We start from the raw sequence: 24,795 nt of genomic DNA, 5'->3' as shown, positions 1-24,795 counted from the left end.
ATAAATTCCTATGCAAAGCTTAGATAGACTCAAAAAACGATTTTGAAATATGGTTTCCATTTTGCACTACATAGTCTTTTACTGTAAGACCACAATAATCTCTGATATCAATTTTACCGCCCATATCAATAATCTCTTCGATTAATTTTGTATCGCCAGACTTCTCTAAATAGTCCTTTGCAAACATAAGAACAGTTGTACCCTTGTTATTCTGATCATTTATTGCTGCACCTTTACTTACAAGGATACTGACTATATCAATAAATCCATAATATGCGGCAACAATTATTGGGCTCCAACCTTTACTATTTTTCTCATTAATAAGAAATGAGTTTTCTGAAAGCTTGTTGATCAATTCTTTATCACCTGCCTTACATGCTTTTAACATTTTTTCAAGTGAGTCTTTATACAAACATAAGTTATAATCTATGGTTGAAAAGATTAATTTATCATCATCTTCATTGATAAGCTTTCCGGATTTTTCAGTGCTTCTATGCTCTAGAATTTTGACACCAAAAATACTATGACCTCCAATATTTGGTAGCTGATAATCCCTGAAAGTAAATGCTTTTATCTGGTTGGCAATTTCAAAAGCAGATTTATTAAAGTCAAACATTAAATTTGAGTAGTCAATGGATTTCTGACTGTAATAACTTGAATTCCGAAACCTCTGAGGAGTGGAGTTAACTTCACCACTAATTAGTGATTCAATATTTTTAATTACCAGCCTAGTGCCATGCGTGATGTACTTTAAATAGAGTGATTTTGCCGTTTCGTTCTCATCAAGGTTGAAATCTAGCTGACTTATTATATCACCAGTGTCAATGCCGCTGTCGATTTTATGTAAAGTAACTCCACTTTTATCTTCACCATTTAGTATTGGCCAAACGGATGTATACATTCCTTTATATTTAGGAAGTAATGAGAAATGGATGTTATATAAATTGTCGTGTTTAAATAATTCTGGTTTTACGATACGGTCAAACTCTAAAGATAAAAAAACAGAATTTTCTAGTGAGTATGCTTCCTCTAGTGTGATTACCGGTATGCTATTTTGCTCACTAAACTTCGCAAAGGATCTCTGAAAACCATCAATCCCCTTGTCTGTTCTATTAATTACTGAAAAAACACAATGCAATGGAAATTTTTTGATAATATATGCTGCTACATCGACAGCTATATTATTTTTCCCAGCTATAATAATATTCATTATTAAACTTCTTTGAGAAAATCGTTGTAATCTCTAATGTAATCAGATTCATCATACAGTTCACTAGCCAGTACCATCAGTACGCAGTCATCAGTGAAATTATACATTTCATGCCAAATATTCTTCCCGATATAGAGGCCGACTGCTGGCGAATCTAGGCGACAGTCTACTTTTCCTTTGCCATTATCCAACAAAAATGAACAGGCGCCCTTTACACAGATCGCCACCTGTTCAAGAGCTTTGTGGGCATGGAAGCCTCTACGAGTGTTTGCCGGTGTGCCGTAAATGTAATAAACCCGCTTAATCTCGAAGGGAACATTCTGGCCCTGTTCTAGCGCAACCAGCCCCCCCCGGTAATCTTTGATCTCTTTAAAATGTATAAATTCTGGTTCTATCATCACGTTTTTTGTCTCGCTTCAAAAGCCAGCCTTATCAGATATTGACCATAACTGGTTTTGCCCAGTGCTTCACCTTTGTTATGAATATCTTCGAGGCTGACCCAATTATTATTGAAAGCAATTTCCTCCAGACACGCGACTTTCATGCCCTGCCGGTGCTCAATGGTCTGGACAAAATGACCTGCTTCAAGAAGCGCATCATGAGTACCAGTATCCAGCCAGGCGAAGCCACGACCAAGTAGCTCAACATGAAGCTGATTTTGTTCCAGATAGACACGATTCAAGTCGGTAATTTCCAGCTCGCCTCTCTCTGATGGTTTAATCTCACGAGCTAAATTAACGACATTATTATCATAAAAGTACAAGCCGGTTACGGCATAGTGGGACTTGGGCTTTTTGGGCTTTTCTTCAATCGATGTGGCTTTTCCAAAATCATCAAAAGTGACCACACCAAAGCGTTCTGGATCACCAACCCGGTATCCAAATACAGTTGCCCCCTCTTCTCTGGCTGCGGCTTCCTGTAATTTCGGGGTAAAGCCCTGTCCGTAGAAAATATTATCACCCAATACCAGGGCAACTTTATCACTTCCGATAAAGTTTCGGCCTATGGTAAAAGCCTGAGCCAACCCTTTTGGTTCAGCCTGAATGGCGTAGCTCAGATTAATACCAAACTGGCTACCATCGCCCAGTACATTAAAAAAATTAACCTGATCTTCAGGGGTGGTAATAACCAGAATGTCCCTAATTCCTGCCAACATAAGTACTGACAGGGGATAATAGATCATTGGTTTGTCATAAACCGGTAGGAGTTGCTTGGATACTCCTTTGGTAATTGGATGCAACCGGGTACCACTGCCACCGGCCAAGATAATTCCTTTCATTGTTTATTCCTGAATTGACCCCAGTCGTTCCCGTCGATAACTGCCATCCAGTACATGTAAGCACCATTCACTATTATCAAGATACCATTGCACTGTTTTGCGCAATCCGGTTTCGAATGTTTCTTGAGGCTTCCATTCAAGTTCTCTCTCAATTTTTCCTGCATCAATAGCATACCTCTGATCGTGGCCTGGTCTGTCCGACACAAAAGTAATCAGATCTTTATAATATGCCACGCCTTCAGGTTTATCAGGCATGAGTTCTTCCAACAAGTCACAGATGGCTTGTACTACCTCGATATTCTGTTTTTCATTCCACCCACCAATATTATAAGTTTCTCCAATTTTACCCTCTGTAACCACTTTATAAAGTGCACGTGCATGGTCTTCAACATAAAGCCAGTCACGAACTTGCTGACCCTTTCCATACACTGGAAGCTGTTTACCATCCAATGCATTGAGAATAACTAATGGTATAAGCTTCTCAGGAAAGTGGTATGGGCCATAATTGTTTGAGCAGTTAGTAATAACAACTGGAAGTCCATAAGTACGATACCATGCTCTGACCAAATGATCTGCTCCCGCTTTACTGGCAGAATAAGGAGAGCTAGGAGCATATGGTGTACTCTCTGTAAACAGTTTTTCAGAATTACTTAAATCACCGTATACTTCATCAGTGGAAACATGATGAAATCGAAAAAGTGCCTTCTTTTTAGTGTCCAATTCGCTCCAGTACTTCCGCACTACTTCCAATAATGTGTATGTACCAACTATATTCGTCTGAATGAACTCTGCAGGACCATCAATGGAGCGATCAACATGACTTTCTGCTGCCAAATGCATTACCAAATCAGGTTGATACTTAATAAATATTTGAGCAATAGTATCAGCACTACATATATCAGCCTCAACAAACTGATAGCGATCATTATCTGCTACATCGATTAATGATTCCAAGTTTCCTGCGTAGGTAAGCTTATCAATATTTACCAGGTTATGAGTCGTATTATTTATCAAATGCCTTACAACAGCAGAGCCTATAAAGCCGGCTCCACCTGTAACAAGTATCGTTTTATTCATAAATACCTTTTTTAAGCCCGTTAAGCACACAACCGGAAACATTAACACCCCCAAGCTGCAAGCGACGCTTAGCCATTTTAATTTCATAGGTCGTGGTTGTTTCTGCACGAACAACCATTATGCAAACATCACATAATCCACCAATAATCACTGAGTCGCTGCAATCTAAAATGGCAGCAGAGTGGATCAAGACTACGTCATAATGGGATGAAAAGACTTCTAACAATTGTCCGAGAACTGGTTGCATTAATAATTCGGATGGGCTGTCAGTTGAGTTATGCTCAGTTATCAGATCCAAGTTGTCTTGTAATGATACAATCGCTCTCAAATAATTTTTCTCTATATCAGTTCCACTTTGCAGTAAGTCAGATAGGCCTATTTGAGTTTTAACAGACTCCTTATATTCATTTACCTTGCGTAAATCAGCATCAATTAACAAGACCTTTTTACCAGCTTTCGCTAATAACTTAGCAAGATTTACAACTACCGAGCATTTTTCTTCAGCTGTGGTTGGGCTGCAAACCAACACTCGATTAGTTGTGCTATTTCCAAGCAGGTAGAGCAAATTAGTTCTTAGCTCTCGGATACCTTCAAGGTCTCTATCAACCACAGAGGCCAGCACACTCATCTGAGCTTTATTTTCCAACTCTACGGCTGTCCTTACTCCTCTGCGAAATACTTCCTGGAAAAATACAGCTATAGCACCCAACCCAACCCCTAACATCAATGCAAACATAATTATCAGTTTGTATTGGGGATACGCTGATTTTACATCCACTTCCGGGCGGTTAAGCACATAAACACCAGATCCTGCCAGGTCTTTAGCCTGCTTCAACATTACTTGTTGATGAAGGGCATCAGTGTAACGGGCGCGAGTCTCTACCAAAGCATTCTCAAGCTTTAATAACAACATACTCCCCTGTTTATCAGGCATCTTTGAAACCGCAACCTCAGCCTCAAATAACACAGCTCCCGCTTCCTTCAAATCACTATAGCTTAGCGCAACACGATTATTAACTACGGTAACCACCCTATCCAGCGTCGCCTGAAACTTCTCACCACCCTGCTGAATAAAATAGTTAGTGATCCGTTCCAGTTGACTGACGATTTCTTGTGAGTCATTTCCTTTCAGGGAAATCTCAATAATACCAGCACCCTTCACTTTTTCCTTGACTATATAATTGTTCAAAAACTCATTAACATTTAGTTTTTGTTCACCTAGCCCAAGAAGGGATGCACGCACAAAATCAGTAGTCTTTAATAGTTCAATTTCTGCTGCCAGTGATGGTTTTTCCAATTTAACATTACCCACCCCATGCAAAGCAATGATGAATTCACTCTGGTTATAATCTACTTTAATAAGTGCACTGGCTCTCCATACCGGCTTTACCATTAAAAGATAGAGTAAACACACAGACAAGCAGATTAGCGTTGACACAATTATCAAACGCTTTTCTCTCAACAACATCCAGCCAATATCAGATAAAGAAATCATATCGGCATCCATGTTTTGGATGACATAACGGTCAGGATTATTTGTCATTAGAACATGTTCTTCTTGGAAGTTACTTTAACGATATAAAAGACTAAATTTATTTTAATGAGGAATAACTAAACCTATCATTAATATTTTATTTACAAGGTCAAAAAGACTATTTCACTGCAAAAGGATACCTTTTTTATATATAATACCAATGGACAGCCTAGGCTATCTACGCGCATTGGACGATACAGTCTAGCCTAGGCAAAAAATTAAATTTCACCTACCAATTACTCGCCATTCTCTATTTCAGTCTTTTTCGCTGCTGAGCTTTTCGATTCAAAAACGATATCTTTTTTCAACCTATATTTTTTACTCATAACACCAAGCTTTGTTCCAGACACTTTCACAATAAATGCGAAATAAACACAAAACAAACCTAGGAATACAAACAATTGAAAACTCTCCCGGACTTCATAAGTATGCAAAAAAACGCCAAAAGCATTGACTATCAACTGAGCTACTAAAAGGAAAACCAGCACTACTCCAGTGCTATAGCCTTTGTCTAGAAGAACATGATGGACATGGGAACGATCCGGCATAAAAGGGTTTTTCCCTCTCATCGATCTACGAATCGTAGTTGCCACCATATCCATTAATGGTAAACCGAGTACAAACAAAGCAGTAGCAGGCTCAATAAATGCTGGACGAAGAGGGAGATAATCCTGTGACGAACGAATCAGAAGCCATACCAGAGTAAAACCGAGCAGCATTGATCCAGCATCCCCAAGAAATACTTTTTTGAACCCCGGATATAGCTGTAAATTAAAGGCAAGAAAGGCCCCCAAACCGGCAATAATTGAAATTATTGGAACAAGTGAAGATCCTGTGTCACCTAACAAAACAACAAATGTACACATTGATAATAGGCAGAGGCCAGCAGCAAGACCATCAATACCATCTATCATATTAAGACAGTTTATCGTTCCAAATACAGCGATGATGGTAAAAGGCACCGCTATAAACATCGGCATGTGAATATTACCAAAACCAAATAAGTTACCAAGGTCAGACAATACGACGCCTGCACCAAAAATCATCATACATGCTGCAATAACTTCCGCAAGCAACCGGATTCTGACCCCTAATCCAAAGCGGTCATCATAAGCACCTGTAAAAACCATAAGTGCAGCCGCAGCCAAAAAATAGTATAGCTCTGCCCCAGCCTTTCCCCATATCAAACTAGTTACCGTTACAGTAAAAAATAGCGCAACACCACCAATCATAGGGGTTGCCTCATCATGCTGCTTTCTGCCACCCGGCTTATCCATTAGACCAAACCGGTATGCTAAGGGCTTCAGGAATTTTATTAGAATGGCTGTAAAAAAGAAGGTAAGTATTAGCTTTATAAGTTGTTCAATCATACATACAAGCCGAAAAGTACGCTACCGCCCGTCGACTTAAGCATATGTCGAAACAGCTGCACGGAAAACAACAAGCATGATCGAGCAACTCGTTGCATCAGCGTAAAGTTTTATATATCAATCTAACGTAAAAGGAACTCTAAAGGCCTTCTACGTTAGAAGTTTCACAAGACGGAGCATTCTACACGACAATCGTAAAGTTATCACGGCAGGAAAACCTTTTATGCATGATTTCTATAAGGACTATATTGAGATCGTCGGATTTCTGTGGATTGAGTCCTTAAATATAAAGCTATTGTGATAGCTGCCCTCTCAATTTGATAACTAAATCATAGGTTGACTTCAACATTTCCAGTCAAGAACTCAGACCAAAGCTGTTTACAGCACCCTTCACTCTGGATCAGTGCTCTGCTACTTTACCAGATCCTTACAAGCCGCTTCAGCAACCCCGGAATCGATTAGCTAGTGGCGCTTAACCGCCTGATGGTAATTCATTAACTGGTGATTGTTTGCAAAATAGTTCACAGCTTTGAAGCGCTTCTCTGTTATTACGATTGTCTTTTTCGCGAGCTGTGCAGTTCAGTTTCTTGGATGTTTTTTTGACTGCTCCACGTTTGTTTTTCAAACCATGCAGCCGTCTTCAAGCCACTGGCGTCACTTCGCCTTACTAGCTGGAAACAATGCTTCTTCCGCTACTGCTAAATACTTAGATGCATGATAAAAATCGAGCATCTGCCCAGAGGTGTGTTGTCTCTAATAACTTCAATTTCATCTATCACCGTCATCTAACCCCATTTAAGTAACATTTGGGCAGGACACTTTAGCTCTGCAACCTCCTCATCGAGCTTGCTCATAAAGCCTTGTTTAACATATTCTCGCGAACTGGTGGCTGCATAAATCCCGTGAAACCTGCCTACACCTGCAGAATATAGGCTCAACACCCCTCACACGGCTTCCCGCCAGACTTCTTCACAAATCAGCAGGCAGTTAATGACGAGCTAAAGTACATATTTTAGATTCACTTCAGCTTGCAAAGTACACAATGACGATCAATAGGAACGTAGTAAAGATATCTTGCCCAGCAGTGCTTCTGATTACGGAACGACAGCTGCCATTAACCGATTATATGTTGAAGCTGTTCTCTGGAGAGTCTGAACTGGAGAGCCCTGGAGATATTTACCAGAAAAGTTTTGCAGCTGGCACAATCGATACAATCGGTGGTGCTCAAAAGGTATTTGGGAGAAAGCCTTCGAAGCATTAAGCTCCGATCGTGATATGAAACACCTCATGTTTGACGAATCAATTGTTACCATATCCCGGCAAAGCGGCTCGATCTAATGAAGCCGCAGGTAAATCGAAAGGTGGATTAACCACCAAGATTCATGCTTCAACTGATGCCTTAGAAAACACGTTTCCCTTCATTATCACAGCTTGTCAAGTATCAGAATATGTTCAGGCCAATGCCACGATCAATGGATTGAGCTCGGATTTTATTCTTGCAGGTAAAGGTTACGACTCGAATGAGTTCATCAAATCGATTGAGATATCAGGAGCTCAGTCGGTAACCCAACACAAGAGCAACAGGTTAAATTAGAGGACTTATGATAAAGAGGTCTATAAAGAACATTATCTGATTGAATACTTATTTCAAAAGCTAAAGTACTTTCGACGTGAAGCCACGCAACACGCTATAAAAGGCCGACAAGAAGCTATATGGGCATGTAGCGGCCTTAATGATCGAAATTGTATAGTCCTGCCGATCTGTTGCTTGAAATTCGTACTCATCTCAAACGACTGACTCGAAGAATAATATACTTCTTAAAGACCAGAAGAAGTGCGTGACAAGGTTATCTGCGAACCCATCTTCAGAATATGGCATCTCTTATTCCAAACATCACCAACAATGAACAAGAATCCTCAACCGACTGCAATGAAAATCACAAACCCCATTAGGGAACATAGCGAACAACAATACCATCAAGCCCCATCTCTTTCTTAATGGTGACTTTCAGCTGCTGCAGCTCATTCGGTCGCACTTCAGGACCGATATAGACCCGATAAAATATCTTCCCCTTCTCCGTAGAAATTGTCTTCTGAAAAGCACTGTACCCCTTGCTTTTCAGCTGCTCCTCCAGGTTACGGGCATTATTTTTATCGGCGAAGGTTGCCAGCTGCAGGGACCAGGCTTTCAGGTACCCCTTCTCATCCACGCCGCTTGCCTGGTCAGCACGTTCGCTTTCTGGCTCGAGAATTATCTCCGAAGAAGAAGACACCACTTCAACAATATCCTGCGGGACATCAAGCTGATCAACAAATGCAGGAACCGGGGGTGAGTCCTGCTGTGGCGCTTCAGGGGAGGATCTGGAGGTTACCAGTGGATGAGATTCTCCCCCCCTGAACAGCGCAGGGGCGAGAATGATCAATAAGGCCAGCAATACGACAGCACCTATTAGTCTTTGCTTAAGTCCCTCGCCCAAGATACGCTCCAAATGTGCACGACAGGAAGAATGTTAGTAGTTATATAGTTTCAACTTAGCGGCTGCTGGTCAAGGCAGCAGATACCGTCATAAAGGATCCTGTGACCAGCACCCTATCTCCACCAGTAGAGCTTGCAAGAGCATGATGCAATGCTTCAGCAACACTTTCATAGTTATTGACCACATATTCTCGTGCAATCAGCTTTTGTGCCAGCTCTTGTTCAGGCAGCGCCCTTGGAGACTCAAACTGCGCAACATACCACTCATCAATATTGTTGCTTAAGCAGTCGACAACCGCCATGTAGTCCTTATCCTTACACATGGCAATAACAGCTCTTGTGTTACCGTCAACCGGAGACTCATCAAGACGCTGCTTCAGCATTTCTGCTGCCTGGGGATTGTGGGCAACATCCAGCACAACCTCGATTGACTCACCCGATTCGTTTTTCATAGCCAACTTCTGGAATCGCCCCGTAACCGATACCCGCGATAAGCCTTCTCGAACAGCCTCAATGGCAATAGGTTCCGGTAAAAATTGCAGCGCCTGCAATGCAGTTGCCGCATTATCAATTACCACACTGGGAACAGGCAGGTTTTCCAGCTTCCGATTCTCACCACCTGACCAACTCCAGCTACTACCTTCCCTTTCAAGTGTAAACGCCTCCCCTTTGCAATAAAGAGAGCTGCCAAGGCGTCCTGCCATTTCAGTGATTGCATCTGGCACTGGCTGATCACCAAATATCGCGGGCTTATTGGAGCGGAATATACCTGATTTCTCTTTGGCAATGGCTTCAATGCTATAACCCAGGTACTCCTGATGATCAAGCGCCACCGTAGTTATTACCGACACATCCGGGTCAACCACATTCGTCGCATCCAGACGCCCACCCAAACCAACTTCCATCAGTGCTACATCCACCTTCGCTCGTTTAAAGCAGTCGACGGCTGCCAGCGTGGCAAATTCAAAATAGGTTAACCATGTCGTTTTTCTGCCATCATTAATCTTCTCAAATGAATCACATAACCAGTCATCACTCACCGGTTCGCCATTAATACGAACTCGTTCGTTAAACTTGAGAAAATGGGGTGAGGTAAATAACCCAACTTTATACCCGGCTGACAGCAAAATAGCCTCAAGAACCGCCAGTGTTGAGCCTTTGCCATTGGTCCCTCCCACCGTAATAACGAACGGTGCGGGCTTGAGCAAATCGAGCCTCTCACCCACCAGCCGAATCCGGTCCAACCCAAAGTCGATCTCGTGCTCTGGACGCGTCTCCTCCATCCAGGTTAACCATTGAGCCAGATTTTTTTCTTTCTGTTCAAAAGAGTTTTCAAAAGAGGACAACGTCACTTCTCCAGACGATCAGTTATAAGGCAAGTATTAGAACGATAAAGACAGAGAATAATACGCAATTACATAGAAAGAAAAAGGCCGGTTAGAAAAAACCGGCCTTAGGAGGGATTAAGCAACTTCTGCTGTCTCAGCAAATTCTACATCAGAATCGGGCTTACCCTGCATTTTGCGACAGAGCCTGGCAATAGTGGACCGCAGCTCTGATCGAGAAACAATCATATCAATCGCGCCATGATCCAGAAGAAATTCACTGCGCTGGAAACCTTCAGGCAGCTTTTCCCTTACTGTCTGCTCAATAACCCTGGGGCCAGCAAAACCAATCAGAGCTCCCGGCTCAGCCATGTTGACATCACCCAGCATGGCAAGACTCGCAGAAACGCCACCGTACACCGGATCAGTCATCACAGAGATATAAGGAATACCTGCCTGGCGCATTCTTTCCAGGGCTGCACTGGTCTTCGCCATCTGCATCAGAGAAAACAGAGCTTCCTGCATTCGAGCACCACCACTGGCAGAAAAACAGATCAGGGGCATCTTTTCTTCGAGGCATAACTCGGCAGCTCGGGCAAACTTTTCCCCGACCACAGAGCCCATGGAGCCGCCCATAAACGAAAACTCAAAAGCAACGGCAGCTACCGGAATTTCCTCGACGGTACCTCGCATGGCAATCAGAGCATCCTTTTCGCCCGTTTGTTTTTGAGCTGCTGCCAGTCGATCACGATACTTTTTCGTATCACGAAACTTCAAGCGGTCATTGGGCTCAAGGTCAGCAAACAGCTCCTCTTTTCCTTCCCGGTCAAGAAAGTAATCGAGCCGTGTGCGGGCACTGATTCTCATGTGATGCTGACACTTGGGACAAACACCCAGATTTCTGTCCAGCTCTGGACGATAGAGAACGGCCTCGCATTTCACGCATTTGCGCCACAATCCTTCTGGCACATTACTGCTCTTCTGCTCACTGGCAGAACGCGATAACGATGGAATCAGTTTATTGACTAACCAGTTGCTCATTCATTCATCCTGTCATCTATAAAGCTGTCTAAAAGTAATCTCGTTAAATCTGATATTTCGATCAGATGCGCACTTAAAGACAGCTTCAGGAGAGCTTTACCTAAGAGCCTGTTCTTATTACCAATTCCACCTTCTAAACATGAACTGCGCAGCCATTTTGGCCAGCTGGATCTTCGTTGGAACTCCTCGCAATAGCCCGGCTATTACTCGTCATTCCGCCTTGCCCAGCTCTCCAAAATAGCTTGCTCGATATCATATCTAGAAGGCGAAATTGGTATTAATCTTTCGCGGGCAGCAAACGCCCATAAAACGCCTCAGTTTTTCAGTTTTCTTCGTTACATAGCACCACTATGCGCCTCAAAAAAACGAAAAACTGAGACATTTTCTCTACGCTTTCACTATCCACGTAAGATTATGAACAGGCTCCAAAAGCCCTCCAAGGGAGGCAGTTAGATAGCCTCAAACCACCCACCCTGTTTCATCTGTCCATAGCTGAGCGCATTTCGGCAATTCTGCTGGCAACACGGTCAATGGAGGCCTGCCCCTCACTGCCATACTGAGCCAACTCAGATACCAGAACACTGCCCGCAATAACACCATCTGCTGTTCGCCCAATAGCAGCAGCAGACTCACCATCACGGATACCAAAGCCAACACACACCGGAACATTGGCAAAGCGCCGGATGTGATTGACCCGCTCTTCAACTTCTGCAGTATTTAATGTTGCCGCACCCGTTACTCCTTTCAGAGAAACGTAGTAAAGGTAACCACTGGCTACACTGCAGATCTTCGCAATTCGCTCATCGGATGTGGTTGGTGTAATCAGGTTAATCATGTCCATACCGCGATCATGCAGCATACCCAGGAAATCACCTGCCGCTTCCGGTGGCAGATCCACCATCAGCACACCATCAACACCCGCCTGACTGGCCAACTCAACAAACCGGTCGTATCCCATGATTTCTACCGGATTGAGATAACCCATCAGGACAATCGGTGTGACATTATCCCTTTCCCGGAATTCAGAAACCATTGCAAAAACGTCATACAATGTAACACCTTGTGATACAGCACGCTCATGCGCCTGGGCAATCACCGGGCCATCCGCCACCGGGTCCGAGAAAGGAAAGCCCAGCTCAATCATATCCGCACCACTGTCAACCAGGTGATGCATAACATCGACGGCCTTTCCCGGAGGGTCACCGGCAAGAATATAGGGTATCAAGGCTTTACGCTCACACCCCTTTAACGTTTCAAAACAGGCTTTGATTCTGTTCGCTTCAAGACTCATGCTGTGCCCACCTTATACTTCGAGGCCGTCAATGGCGGCAACGGTATGAATATCCTTATCACCACGGCCTGACAGGTTACAGATAATGATCTGATCTTTGTCCATCGTGGGCGCGAGTTTATCAACCCACGCCAGGGCGTGAGCACTTTCCAGCGCAGGCATAATACCCTCAAGACGGGTCAGCTTACGAAACGCCGCCAGAGCCTCTTCATCCGTTGCCGCCGGGTATTGTGCACGACCTATATCTTTCAGGTAGCTATGCTCTGGCCCAACACCGGGGTAGTCCAACCCTGCTGACACCGAGTGACTTTCAATAATCTGACCATGATCGTTGGTCATCAGATAGGTTCTTGCGCCCTGAAGCACCCCCGGACGACCGGAACTCATACGGGCTGCATGCTTATCAGTATCAACACCATGACCTGCAGCTTCCACACCGTACAGTTTAACGTCTTTATCTTTGATAAATTCGTGGAACAGCCCCATGGCATTTGAGCCACCACCAACACAGGCAACCAGTGCATCAGGAAGACGACCTTCCTTTTCCAGAATCTGCCGACGGGCTTCGCGGCCAATAATACTCTGCAGATTGCGCACCATTTCAGGGTAAGGCGACGGACCGCAAACCGTACCCAGCAGATAGAAGGTATCCTCAGGACGCGCCACCCAGTCCCTGAGCGCTTCGTTAATGGCGTCTTTAAGCGTTTGGGACCCGGTCTCAACAGGTACAACGGTGGCTCCCAACAGCTTCATGCGATAGACGTTCAATGCTTGACGCTTAACGTCTTTGGCGCCCATATAAACGACACACTCAAGCCCAAGGCGAGCGGCCACGGTCGCTGAGGCAACACCATGTTGACCGGCACCGGTTTCCGCAATAATCCGGGTTTTACCCATATGTTTGGCCAGCAGCGCCTGACCAACCGCATGATTGATTTTATGAGCACCGGTATGATTAAGGTCTTCACGCTTCAGGTAGATCTTTGCGCCACCAAGTTCCTTAGTCCACCGCTCAGCATAATAGAGGGGAGATGGACGACCGACGAAGTCAGCCAGATCACGATCAAAATCTTCCTGAAAGTTCTTGTCCCGCCAGAGCTCACGCCAGGTGCTGTCCAGGTCTTCCAGCGCACCCATCAGGGTTTCGGCCACGAAACGTCCACCGTAACGGCCAAAATGCCCCATTAAATCTGGTTGATCGTACTTGTGTTCTTCAGAGGAACGCACGAGGGATTCAGAATTTTCTTGATCGACCATCATCTTCCCGCCGCCTTGATAAAGGCTTTGATTTTGTCGTGATCCTTAATGCCAGGCTGGCTCTCTACACCACTGCTGACATCAACTCCATAGGGTCGAACCCTGTTAATTGCCTGAGCGATATTGTCAGGACTTAAACCTCCGGCAAGCACCACAGGTTTATTCAGCTCATGGGGTATCAAATCCCAGTCAAAGGATTCACCGGTACCACCTACCTCCCCGGGCTTATAACTGTCCAGAAGGTAGCCACAGGCCGTTGTATAGGGAGCCACCATTTCTGCTACTGCAATGTCTGGTCGAACACGGAAGGCCTTCATATAACGTACTCCCCAGCGGGCGCACTCGGCTTCCGGTTCATTTCCATGAAATTGCAGGAGAGAAAGAGGGACTGCATTCAGCACCGATTGAATCAGTTCATCTGAGGCATCCACAAACAACCCAACCACTGAGACAAAAGGTGGCAGAACCCGAACGATCTCCACGGCCTGTTCAACCGTCACGTACCGACTGCTCTTCCGGTAAAACACCAGACCAATGGCATCAGCACCACTTTCAACAGCAGTTAGACCATCTTCAACACGGGTAATTCCGCAGATTTTTATACGAGGAGATACTTCCATTTCCCGGTGTTCTCTTTCCCGCGCTCAGTGCCTGGAGACTGTCCAGAACACCGAGCCAACCACAGGATAAGGGCTTGAAGGTGCTTCCACACCTGGCTATACAACATAAGGCGCGAAAGGATAGGCAACCCCTGAGCGATCGTTGATCTTATCAGAACATTTCGGTGATTACTGCACCTGATTCTGGAAAAAGCGTCAAATTACAGCGGAATCAAAGGTGCAATAAAGTGCGGGTTTGATTCACTGGGGGGCAATTCAAAAGCCTCATCGTATCCGGCATCGATAAAATAAAGCCCACAAGGGGAAGCGGTTACCCCACCCTGTGCACGATCCCGGGCATCCAACACCTCTTTTGCCCAGCCTGGTTCACGCTTACCACACCCCACAGCCATTAACACGCCGGCAAAGTTACGAATCATATGATGCAAAAAGGCATTAGCCTGAACATCGATAATAATAAGAGGCCCGTGGCAGGAAATATCCAGCCGGGTAACATTCCGAACCGGATTTTTGGCCTGACACTGAATCGCACGATAGGACGTGAAGTCGTGCTCCCCTACCAGATACTCTGCTGCCGCTTTCATGCGCTCAACATCCAGAGGCCGATAGTTCCAGGTCACTCCTTTGGAGAGGTGCGCTGGCCGAATGGGGTGGTTATAAATAACATAGCGATAACGTCGCCAGAGAGCAGAAAAGCGGGCATGAAAGTCATCCGAAACGGGCTTCACCCAGTTTATGGCAACTTCATCCGGCAAATTGGCATTCGCACCATAGGCCCAACCCCGTTCTGTGCGAACAGCATCCGTATCAAAATGGATGACCTGGTTACAACCATGAACCCTGGCATCCGTCCTTCCTGCACAGATAACAGAAACAGGATGGTTCGCCACTTTTGAAAGCGCAGCCTCGACAGCGGCCTGCACAGTAGGTAAACCGGTTTTGAGAATCTGCCAACCAAAAAACTGGGAGCCATCGTATTGAACACTGGCGGCATAACGGGGCATGAAAGGAAAACACCTTTAGAAAAACTAGACGCAGATTTTAAGCATCAGTGTCAGCAGGCGTGTTACCACCAAGAGAGACCTCTGGGGAAGTAATACCTCTAACACTATGGGATTTAATCGTAACAGATTCATTACCCGTTACAGAAGCACTCTCTGGAGAGTGATATACAACACGCGACCTGGATGGTGACTCCACATCGTGTGGTGAGTGCCTTATGGCAGGGCGATGACAGGGAAGATTTTCACACCACGGCCTGCAAACCCTTGGGGGATTGAATATCAAACCACTTAACATAATCACCCCCCCCAAAATAACCAGAAACCCACCAACGACAAAAGCTGGCACCGCATTGCAACCACCGGAATCGCCTGCGGGTGCGACAGTTGTTGATTGGTAGGTCTGATTACCGGCAGAGAATGGAAAACCAAGACCTGCCCCACTATCACCATCCTTCCCACCTTTAGCCTCACAAACAGCTCCGTAATACAGCAAACCGATTCCTGCCAGAAACAAACCTCCACCCAATGTATGTGACCCAAGCGTACCTTTATTTTCAACCACCCTCTGCCAGCAGACATTCTCGCCGGCAGAATCCACTTGATCAGCACAACCTTCACACTCATCAATGGCTTTTTTTACGTCATGGTAAAGTGGCATATCGGTTTGCCCCTTCTGTTCCATATTCTTCGCCACTACACTTAGGAGCTCTTTATGCTGCGAAGCCATTTGATCTCGGAGAACTTTTATCGCATCTTCCGACTTTTTATTCTCTATAGATTGACTGAGTAATTGAAAAGTTTTTGACGCCTGTTGAGCCAAACGCGCAATGTCCACATCATCATATGCCACGAATTGTGCAATTAATCCATCAGGCTTTCTGACAGCACTAACTTCGGTACTGCATGAAGCAGTAGGTAACACATGGAGAGAAACGGATCTTCGAGACACAAGAGCTAAATTGCTGGGGGCAGGCTCAACTTTGGCTTTAGATGCTGAACTAGAATCCGTTTGCAAAGAGGTACTACGTGCTTCTATGCTTGAAACATCACCAACCCCCGCCATTTTACCTTTTAAAGGCTTTTGAAAAGCATCAGCCTTAGCTTCGGAAGCAGAACCCGACTTTGAAGAACCATTGACTGAAGCACTACCAGTATCCATATTCCAAGAAGTATGAAATGAACTTACTTAACAGACTCATTGACACTTAAAAAGTTCAATGACGGATGTAAGCTTGTTCAGCCTGCCAGAAAAGTATCGCCTTAAATATACGTCAAAAGTCTTATAAACACTTAAACCAGAATCTATGGCATCTTTTCTTCACAGCAATTAAACCACTGCTTTTTTAACCCTTAATTGATAAAGAAATAATCAAGAACCAAATGCTTTGCCCTAAAAAAAGAGCGCCCATAAAAAGCGCTCTATGTCATTTTCTTTCTTTAGTCTATGAAAATATCAATCAATCTCAAGTCGAGTCTTACCCCAAAGACTGGTGTAATGTAAACGACCATGCATATCAATCAGAATGCCGGCATACAGGCTATTAAATCGAGAACTCCCTAACACCCAGGTTCTAGCCGTTTCACCGGTCGACCAATCAATAGCTTCAACGGTGTATTTGCCATCACGCGCTCCTACGGTATAAGCCATATCTGACTGTGCTGCCATCGTTGGCGCCGCGTTAAGCGAACTGACATCCATATTCACCCATGCCGATGTAAACTCACGAGCTACCGGATCCCACTCAAACTTCTCAACACCGTGAGGCTTATAGGTATCATGGTGTCCGACCCAACCCACAATCATGGAGTCACGCCCTTCAGGGAACCAGGCGGGGCGACCAGACGGTGTATTATTCACCACCATGGCACCATAACCATTAACCAGCACAGACTGCTCAGTTTGAGTACCTTCTTCCAACGGCACCATTGAGGTGTTCAAATAACCGGCATAACGGGGGTCATCAACACCTTCCGGCGGCATCCAACCATCAGGGATTTCATTACGCCAGAACAGCGCAATCCCCATATGCTCTTTACCATCGGTAATAACCACAAACTGATCTTCTTCACCAAACCCCATCAGCGATGGTGTAGAACCGGAACCAGTGGTTTCATTAGGATATTTGGCAACCCACGCACCGGATCTCTTTCCAGACCGGAACTTCCTACCATCCCAGACAACTTTAACCATGTAATTTTCAGTGGCGACATAAACACCACCGTCTTCATCAATGGTTACTGAATTACGTACAGTGACTTGATCAACGCCATCAATCATAGAAGCAATGTCAAACACTTCCATTCTTCTCAGCCTTTTTGATACCGCGACCAGCTTTCCATCACCAGCAATCATCATGTACCAGCCATCAAAGGTCACATTCATCCCTACCAGGGAGCCACGAACCTCATCTGGCAGATAAACAGTATCGTATTTCGTTATCTGTGAGTCTGGATCCCCCTCAACAGCATCCCCATACACATTGATGGAGCTGCGAAACCCTTTGCTTTTATCAGAGGGGTCAATAGGATCACTTCGACCAATAACAAACTGGTTATCACTGTTGATCACCGTATAGGCTCCAGACAGATCCGCCATTAAAGGAGCGACGTTCTGGAATACCCATTGAAGCCCCTGATCCGCATCGAGCGTATCCATTTTCTCAAACACTTCCAGCCCCATACCCATATTCAGGTAGTCACGACCTGGGAGCTTATAGATTGACAAGACATCATGGGTTTCATAATCAATTTTGACGATACGATCTATACCACTGCCCCACAAAACACGACGACCGTCAGGGTAAGGACCAGAGGTCGGCTGACCAAACTGGAACGTTCCTGATGCCAACCAGGTGACATCCTGATATGGATCAAGAACACGGCTCGGAGATGTTGGGCCTTCCCCCGGAACGCTGGTCTGCTGAGCTGAATTATTATGACCGATCGGATTATTCGAGTCAGCCAGGTAAGGATTTAATGGTGCAGGGTTACCCGCAAAAACGGAACCAATGGCCATGGAAGCCATTACTGATGTAAGTACTGCTTTTTTTAGTTTTGTGCGCATTAGTTTTACTTCTTTTAATTTATTTTGAAATCAACAATGGCCATGAGCACAGCCATTGCGGCATGCATTTTTTTTCAATGCCAGATTACAACACTGCAGATAACACAAATGATTACCTCTTAACGCCCTCCTGCTGTATCAGCCCCCCATTTCGAATCATACAACAGGTGCATTATAAATAATTATGAATACTAATACCCATTGATATTTTTGAATACTAGTATTCATTTTACCAATAACAACCTATCACTATTATCTTTTGTAACTGCAACTTGAAGTGACATTAAAAGAATCCCCACAGCCATAAAAACAATGGTAAAAAAGTAGATGAATGACTAAAGCTGGATATGATGTGAGCTTCGTAGTATTGACGGGCTGACCAATGCGTACAGTCAGGACACACAACAGGTATTTCTGCAAAGCCCAATGCCCAAACGATAAAGTAAAAAAAAGAGCTCACAAGAGCTCTTTTAGATGTAGAGAGTTAATTAATCAGATGAAGATCAATTGGTTCCGGCATTCTCAAGCAGTGACATGGCTTCCTGTTTCTGCTCATCACTACCCTGCTCAATAACTTCCTGAAGAATTGCAGAGGCACCTTCCATATCACCCATGTCCATATAAGCTCTTGCCAGATCAAGCTTGGTAGCAACCTCATCACCTTCTGAAAGGAAGTCCAGGTCATCATCCAGAGAAGCTTCAAGACTCGAACCGCCTTCATCAGAGAAAGCCGCCTGACTATCCTGGGCCAGAGTATCTTCGGCATCTGAGCCAAAATCGAGATCAAGATCATCCAACTCATCAAGATCAAAATCCAACGTTCCATCAGTGTTGTCGGCAACTGCAGCAGCCTCAGGCGCAATCTCAGGTTGCTCAGCAGCTTCTGACTGCTCTTCCATATCGAAGTCATCGAGATCAAAATCAAGATCATCAAGAGAGTCAACGTTTTGATCGCTGTCATCATCCAGATCAAGGTCATCAAGATCCAGATCTGGCATTTCATCCTCTTCAACCGGTGCAGAGACGCCTTCAAACTCATCCGGGAAGCGTGCCTTGAAATTATCAGCTTCACGAATAGCCGCTGCATCACCTGTTGCTTCAAGCGCAGCCAGTGCTTGATTAAACTTATCAAGCTCACCGCTTTCAGAGTAAACCTCCAGAAGCTTCAACCTCAAGTCACTTCTGTCTGGCTCGTTGAAAATGGCTTGATTCAACAGCTCCTCAGCCTGATTCAGACGCCCATAGGCAATATAAATATCTGCTTCACTCAGAGGGTCTTCAGTTTGTTGAGTCGTCTCTTCATCGTCCGCTTCAACCTCTTCAATGACCGAGTCATCAATGGCCAGCGCTTCATCGAACTTCAGCTCATCTTCTTCGCTGGGCTTAGCTGCGGGCTTTGGGGGCTGAACTGGATCCTCCTCGCTCAGATTCAACGGCTGAAAATCCATTTCCTCCTCTTCATCCGCTATTGCTTCCTGCTGTTTCTTGCGACGCTGATAAAATAGAGCTGCACCAGCCAGCGGTATTAAAGCCAGTAAAATCAACAGCAGTGGGTTGCCAAACAAGACATCCATCATACTCGGCTTTTTCGCCGGCTCAGGCTGTCGTTGAATGGGTTTAGGTGCAACCACAGCCTGAGGCTTATTCTGAGCTTGCGCCCCCTGATTCTGGAGAGCAGCCATCTGATCATCTTTCATAGCGACCAGGCGTTTGAGGGTAGCAATCTGCTCATCAAGATCTTTAAGCCGGCTCTTGAGTTCAGCATTCTCCCGGCTGAGCTTATCCAGCTGCTCCCGAGTCATTGCCAGTTCTGTCTGAAGCGCCCCATTGCCTTCCGCGGAGCCACCACCCAGATCCTGCCCCCGACCAGATGCCACTTCATCCGACACAATAGCAAGCTTGCCATCCACTGGTCTCTGACTGCCTTTAGAAACAGCAGAAGTTCTCCGGGTAGCATCAAGCTGGGCCACCCGGCTACGCCCTTGCCACTCACGATTTTGTCTTGAAACATCTGCAATGGCTTCACGAACAGTAAGACGGGCAATGTCTCTACGATCGGGTATTCTGAGAACCTGACCACTTCTCAGGCGATTGATATTGTTATCGATAAACGCTTGAGGGTTTCCACGCTGAATGGCCAGCATGGTTTGCTGAACTGTAACATCAGCCCCTGGTCGAAGCTTCTCAGCGATCTCCCACAGACTGTCATTTCTCTGAACTCGATAACTTCTGCCCGGAGACCCAGCGTCCTGAGCGGATGCATAATTACGATTGGAAGGCACTCGCTGAACCGACTGACGCTGATTATAGTCCTTGTACTCAACAGGTTCAGGCGAAGGCAAATAGTCACGATTGGTTGTTGGTGGTTCATCCCAAATGGGTTTCGTTCCATAATGCGCCGGAGCTGATGACGGCTTTGCAACGGGAACGGCTGACTGCCCATTAAAGGCTGGGGGATCCAGAAGAAGTGTATATTCTTTCAACAAGCGCCCACTGGGCCAGTGAACCTCTACCAGAAAATTCAGATAAGGTTCATGAATGGGACCAGAACTCGTTACCTTGATAATACCCTTGCCATCAGGTCCCACTTCTGTTTTAAATTGGAGGTTATTCAACATGAAGGGGCGCTCGACACCCGCCCGCTCAAAGTCTGACTTACTGGCCAGATTGGACAGTATTTCACTGCGGGTCAGATCCTTGACTTGCATCAACTCAATTTCAGCCACCAAGGGTTGGTTTAAAGCAGAATGAAGCTTCACTTCCCCCAAGCCCAGTGCATGGGAATTAATTGAAGCGATACCCCCTGCCAGCGCTGACATCACTACTACAAGTTTTTGCAGTCTCATCGTGAATCCTTGTTATATACATAGACTGTTTGACCCCCTCCTGCCCTCAGCCATCGAGAAAGCAGCCCCCCTTTCTCTGAACAGCCGCTATTTACAACACGGAACGTCAAGCAGTAAGCCTAAGTTATCACTTAGCAAAGTCTTTTATCAATAACCCAATTAATTCAACAGCATGAACAGCACCTCTTTTGAGGCTATCGGCCGCAACCCAGAAACTCAAGTCTGTTCCGAAGTTTGTCTTCTGCCGAATTTTACCAATATGAATCTGATCACTGCCTGCTGCATTCTCAATCGTGGGCACATCAGAATCTGAATACAGAGAAATCTCCGGAAGCTCTTCCAGTAAAGACTGTATTTCCCCAATATCAACCGGTTGAACAGTATCCAGATCAACAGCGTAACTGTCACCAAAAAAAACAGGGGCTGTGATACAGGTCACACGCACATCGATTTCTTCGCCAAGTGCTACCAGCAACTCATTTTGTACGGTGTTTTCATTACCAAAGGGCCCATCTTCTTTTCCTGCTGGCGCTGGAAGCAGGTTGTAAGCCAGACGATGTGAATAGCCATCATGCTCAACGGGTTTACCATTAAGGAGTTCAATCGTTTGCTTACGCAGCGCATCAATGCCCTTTTTGCCCAGTGCGGCAGCCGGTTGCATAATCGTTAAATTCAGGCGGGTAAGTGCAAAGCGCTGGTGTATTATATGCAATATTGGCAATAAGCAGGCAGCGGAAGAGCCCGGAACAGAAAAGTAGCGATTTTCAACGGCCTCTTCGATAAAGTACTCATTAAAACCCACCATAACCGGCAGGGTATACCCTTGTGATGCTGCCCCATTGGAGGCATCGATAATGACACAGCCATTCTCAACCGCTAGAGTCATTAATTCTGCATTTCGGTCACACCCGGCCGGCATCACCAGAAAGTCGGTAGAGGAAAAGTCGGCATCACTGATAGAGATATATTCCAAAGCTTCCCCATGAAACTCAACAGACCCTGAAGGCTCGGTAGATTCAATAAGAGGATAGAGCGTCATCACCGGTAATGCTTTGCCATCAAACAATTGTTCTTCCAGTTGCCGAACCAGAGTTTCACCCGCCAGTGTGTCGGCAGCGTAAATTGCAATATTGTATGTTCGGTTCATGGAATGAGGGTCCCGCAAGTCACAGAAAACAGGTGCAATCCTGACCCTCTCTGAGTCAAAATCACGCAAATGATAAAAACCGCTGACTTTATACAGAGCCTTTACATCAGGCAAGCAGTTTCAGGCACTTCCTCTGGAAAGCTTAAAATGCCCGCGCGCTATCGCTATTGGTAACTCCCTTTTACTCTGCCAGGCAGTCACTGCCACATTGGCTACCCTGGCTCCCTGACGACAGACTTCACAGTGAGCAAAAGTATCTTTTGGTTGCCCGGAGCGTAGATAGTCAATGGAGAAGTCAATAATTTTGGGTAACCTTGGCTCATCCATAAACAGCATCAAGTGCAGAGCCGCTGACATCTCCATAAAACCACCAATGACTCCCCCATGAATGGCAGGAAGTATCGGGTTGCCAATATTGGTCATCTGATTCGGCAGGGTAAACAGGGCATCATCGCCCATGGGCGTGCACTGCATACCGATCAGGCTGGCATACGGAATACCACTGGTCAGAATACTGTAATCTCTTGAGTCCCTTGCATCCTTTATAATTTTTGCGAACTCAGCCTTCATTGAAAACGCTCCTGCATCGACTTCATGGAGTTTTGCCCTATTCGCATAAAGGTGCCTACCGCATGCGCAATGGGTTGATCACGACTCTCCTGATAAGCAACACCCCGGGTAAACACCATGGAACGAGTTATATGGTATGCCTCGGCAAATGCCCGGACAGGCTTATCAGGCTGAGCGGTGGTCATATGGTCAATGCGCAGATCCAGTGTCGGGCATGCTTCCAGCTGTTCCATACGGGTGAACACAGCCAGACCGCAACAGGAATCCATCAACGTGGTAATGGCACCAGAGTGTATGACTCCGGTTTCAGGGTTCCCAATCAGCCGGTTATCGTAGGGCATTTCCAGTTCAATGCCATTACGATCCGCTTTGACCAACGACATATTCAAATGAAGGCAATGAGGAATTACTTTGACAAAGTTGCTGGCAAATTCTGTCAGCTGTTGTTCAGAAAGCATGATGAAGTCATTTTTCTAATTGTTATGAAAAAAGCCGGAAAGTAGCACCCCTCCGGCTATACGATTTTACTGTCAGAAAGGAAAAATTACAGCAAAATTGTCAACATGCGACGAACTGGCTCTGCGGCCCCCCACAACAGCTGATCACCCACGGTAAATGCCGCCAGGTAGTCAGGCCCCATATTTAATTTACGAAGGCGGCCCACCGGAATATCCAGACGCCCAGTTACCACGGCAGGTGTCAACTGATGCATAGTTTCTTCCCGGTGGTTTGGAACAACGGACACCCAGTCATTGGCGCCAGCAATCATCGCTTCAATATCTGCCATGGGAATATCTTTACGCAGTTTGATGGTCAATGCCTGACTATGGCAGCGCATAGCTCCGATACGAACACACACACCATCAACTGGAACTGGTGAAGCCTGACGACCCAGGATCTTGTTGGTCTCCGCCTGAGCCTTCCACTCTTCACGGCTCTGACCATTATCCAGCTCTTTATCAATGTAGGGAATCAGACTTCCAGCCAGTGGAACACCAAACTCACTCTGTGGGAGGTCCGAGCTTCTCAAAAGAGAGGATGTCTTACGATCGATATCCAGAATGGCACTGGCCGGATCCGACAGTTCTGCAGCAACGTTGCTCTGAATAGAGCCCATCTGACTGATCAGCTCACGCATGTTTCTGGCACCGGCACCACTGGCCGCCTGGTAGGTCATGGCACTGACCCACTCAACAGCATCCTGCTGAAAGAGCCCGCCAATAGCCATCAACATCAGGGAGACCGTGCAGTTACCACCGACAAAGTTCTTGACGCCATCATTCAGCGCACGGTCAATCACATTTCGGTTGACGGGATCAAGAATAACCACCGCATCATCGTTCATCCGCAGGGAGGAAGCGGCATCAATCCAGTACCCCTGCCAACCACTATCACGTAATGGCTGGAAGACTTTGCCCGTATAATCACCGCCCTGGCACGAGATAATAACGTCCATTTCACGGAGGACATCTACATCATGGGCATCCTGAAGCTCACCCACCGGTACACCAACATCTGGCCCGGGCTGGCCCAGCTGAGAGGTCGTGAAGAAAACAGGCTCTACCCCTTTACCCTGCAAACGGGCAAAGTCGTTTTCTTCCTGCATACGCTCCATTAATACGGAGCCCACCATTCCTCTCCAGCCAACAAATCCTACTTTTTTCATACTGCGCTCCCCCGAACA

Annotated in this window: 21 protein-coding genes; 1 reads left to right on the top strand and 20 read right to left on the bottom strand. The window is 45.7% G+C overall.

From position 1 onward, the window contains the following. Nucleotides 1-19: 19 nt before the first annotated feature. The 6 genes from ACOCLE_RS06235 to ACOCLE_RS06210 form a co-directional block, all read right to left on the bottom strand. Nucleotides 20-1,210: a formyltransferase family protein gene (locus ACOCLE_RS06235; RefSeq protein ID WP_419535971.1), complete on the bottom strand. Its 1,191-nt coding sequence runs from the start codon at nt 1,208-1,210 to the stop codon at nt 20-22. Nucleotides 1,211-1,212: 2 nt separating this feature from the next. Beyond that, a complete protein-coding gene (locus ACOCLE_RS06230) occupies nt 1,213-1,608 on the bottom strand; it encodes a sugar 3,4-ketoisomerase (protein WP_419537161.1) in 396 nt (131 codons plus the stop codon). Further along, complete coding sequence (rfbA, locus tag ACOCLE_RS06225; RefSeq protein ID WP_419535970.1) at nt 1,608-2,489, bottom strand: glucose-1-phosphate thymidylyltransferase RfbA; 882 nt, start codon at nt 2,487-2,489, stop codon at nt 1,608-1,610. The genes ACOCLE_RS06230 and rfbA overlap by 1 nt, the downstream gene beginning before the upstream one ends. A 3-nt stretch (nt 2,490-2,492) precedes the next feature. Continuing rightward, nucleotides 2,493-3,566 (bottom strand): dTDP-glucose 4,6-dehydratase, encoded by a 1,074-nt coding sequence (gene rfbB / locus ACOCLE_RS06220; RefSeq protein WP_419535969.1) that lies wholly within the window; start codon nt 3,564-3,566, stop codon nt 2,493-2,495. After that, nucleotides 3,559-5,109 (bottom strand): Wzz/FepE/Etk N-terminal domain-containing protein, encoded by a 1,551-nt coding sequence (locus tag ACOCLE_RS06215; protein ID WP_419535968.1) that lies wholly within the window; start codon nt 5,107-5,109, stop codon nt 3,559-3,561. Before ACOCLE_RS06215 ends, rfbB begins: the two co-directional genes overlap by 8 nt. Before the next feature lie 227 nt (nt 5,110-5,336). Then, entirely contained in the window at nt 5,337-6,377 is a 1,041-nt protein-coding gene (locus ACOCLE_RS06210) for an MraY family glycosyltransferase (RefSeq protein WP_419535967.1), read from the bottom strand. A gap of 1,396 nt (nt 6,378-7,773) precedes the next feature. Here ACOCLE_RS06210 and ACOCLE_RS06205 point away from each other — a divergent pair. Continuing rightward, nucleotides 7,774-8,064 (top strand): hypothetical protein, encoded by a 291-nt coding sequence (locus ACOCLE_RS06205; RefSeq protein WP_419535966.1) that lies wholly within the window; start codon nt 7,774-7,776, stop codon nt 8,062-8,064. A gap of 355 nt (nt 8,065-8,419) precedes the next feature. Here the strand turns inward: ACOCLE_RS06205 and ACOCLE_RS06200 are convergent, their stop codons facing one another. The 14 genes from ACOCLE_RS06200 to asd form a co-directional block, all read right to left on the bottom strand. Then, on the bottom strand, nt 8,420-8,947 hold the full coding sequence (locus tag ACOCLE_RS06200) for an SPOR domain-containing protein (protein WP_419535965.1): 528 nt from the start codon (nt 8,945-8,947) through the stop codon (nt 8,420-8,422). 55 nt (nt 8,948-9,002) lie between these two features. Beyond that, nucleotides 9,003-10,229 carry a bifunctional tetrahydrofolate synthase/dihydrofolate synthase gene (folC, locus tag ACOCLE_RS06195; protein ID WP_419535964.1) on the bottom strand — a complete coding sequence of 409 codons (1,227 nt, stop codon included), beginning with the start codon at nt 10,227-10,229 and terminating at the stop codon, nt 9,003-9,005. 180 nt (nt 10,230-10,409) lie between these two features. Continuing rightward, entirely contained in the window at nt 10,410-11,312 is a 903-nt protein-coding gene (gene accD, locus ACOCLE_RS06190; RefSeq protein ID WP_419535963.1) for an acetyl-CoA carboxylase, carboxyltransferase subunit beta, read from the bottom strand. Nucleotides 11,313-11,790: 478 nt separating this feature from the next. Further along, entirely contained in the window at nt 11,791-12,603 is an 813-nt protein-coding gene (trpA, locus tag ACOCLE_RS06185; RefSeq protein WP_419535962.1) for a tryptophan synthase subunit alpha, read from the bottom strand. A gap of 12 nt (nt 12,604-12,615) precedes the next feature. Further along, nucleotides 12,616-13,788, bottom strand: a complete 1,173-nt coding sequence (gene trpB, locus ACOCLE_RS06180) for a tryptophan synthase subunit beta (RefSeq protein ID WP_419537160.1) — start codon at nt 13,786-13,788, stop codon at nt 12,616-12,618. A gap of 71 nt (nt 13,789-13,859) precedes the next feature. Beyond that, nucleotides 13,860-14,480 carry a phosphoribosylanthranilate isomerase gene (locus tag ACOCLE_RS06175; protein ID WP_419535961.1) on the bottom strand — a complete coding sequence of 207 codons (621 nt, stop codon included), beginning with the start codon at nt 14,478-14,480 and terminating at the stop codon, nt 13,860-13,862. 200 nt (nt 14,481-14,680) lie between these two features. Further along, entirely contained in the window at nt 14,681-15,484 is an 804-nt protein-coding gene (gene truA, locus ACOCLE_RS06170; RefSeq protein ID WP_419535960.1) for a tRNA pseudouridine(38-40) synthase TruA, read from the bottom strand. A 37-nt stretch (nt 15,485-15,521) separates the two neighbouring features. Further along, nucleotides 15,522-16,643: a hypothetical protein gene (locus tag ACOCLE_RS06165; protein WP_419535959.1), complete on the bottom strand. Its 1,122-nt coding sequence runs from the start codon at nt 16,641-16,643 to the stop codon at nt 15,522-15,524. A gap of 294 nt (nt 16,644-16,937) precedes the next feature. Beyond that, the gene (locus tag ACOCLE_RS06160; RefSeq protein ID WP_419535958.1) at nt 16,938-18,548 is read right to left on the bottom strand and encodes a hypothetical protein; all 1,611 of its coding nucleotides are present in this window, start codon (nt 18,546-18,548) and stop codon (nt 16,938-16,940) included. A 503-nt stretch (nt 18,549-19,051) separates the two neighbouring features. Next, complete coding sequence (locus ACOCLE_RS06155) at nt 19,052-21,394, bottom strand: FimV/HubP family polar landmark protein (RefSeq protein ID WP_419535957.1); 2,343 nt, start codon at nt 21,392-21,394, stop codon at nt 19,052-19,054. Between the two features lie 127 nt (nt 21,395-21,521). Further along, nucleotides 21,522-22,460 carry an Asd/ArgC dimerization domain-containing protein gene (locus ACOCLE_RS06150; RefSeq protein WP_419535956.1) on the bottom strand — a complete coding sequence of 313 codons (939 nt, stop codon included), beginning with the start codon at nt 22,458-22,460 and terminating at the stop codon, nt 21,522-21,524. Nucleotides 22,461-22,661: 201 nt separating this feature from the next. Beyond that, a complete protein-coding gene (locus ACOCLE_RS06145) occupies nt 22,662-23,111 on the bottom strand; it encodes a PaaI family thioesterase (protein ID WP_419535955.1) in 450 nt (149 codons plus the stop codon). Beyond that, nucleotides 23,108-23,569 (bottom strand): PaaI family thioesterase, encoded by a 462-nt coding sequence (locus tag ACOCLE_RS06140; RefSeq protein WP_419535954.1) that lies wholly within the window; start codon nt 23,567-23,569, stop codon nt 23,108-23,110. Before ACOCLE_RS06140 ends, ACOCLE_RS06145 begins: the two co-directional genes overlap by 4 nt. An 86-nt stretch (nt 23,570-23,655) precedes the next feature. Beyond that, entirely contained in the window at nt 23,656-24,777 is a 1,122-nt protein-coding gene (asd, locus tag ACOCLE_RS06135) for an aspartate-semialdehyde dehydrogenase (RefSeq protein ID WP_419535953.1), read from the bottom strand. Between the last annotated feature and the right edge of the window lie 18 nt (nt 24,778-24,795).

The organism is Endozoicomonas sp., assembly GCF_965196975.1.
Taxonomy (GTDB): Bacteria; Pseudomonadota; Gammaproteobacteria; order Pseudomonadales; family Endozoicomonadaceae; genus Endozoicomonas.
This window is presented reverse-complemented; position numbering and strand designations above follow the sequence as displayed.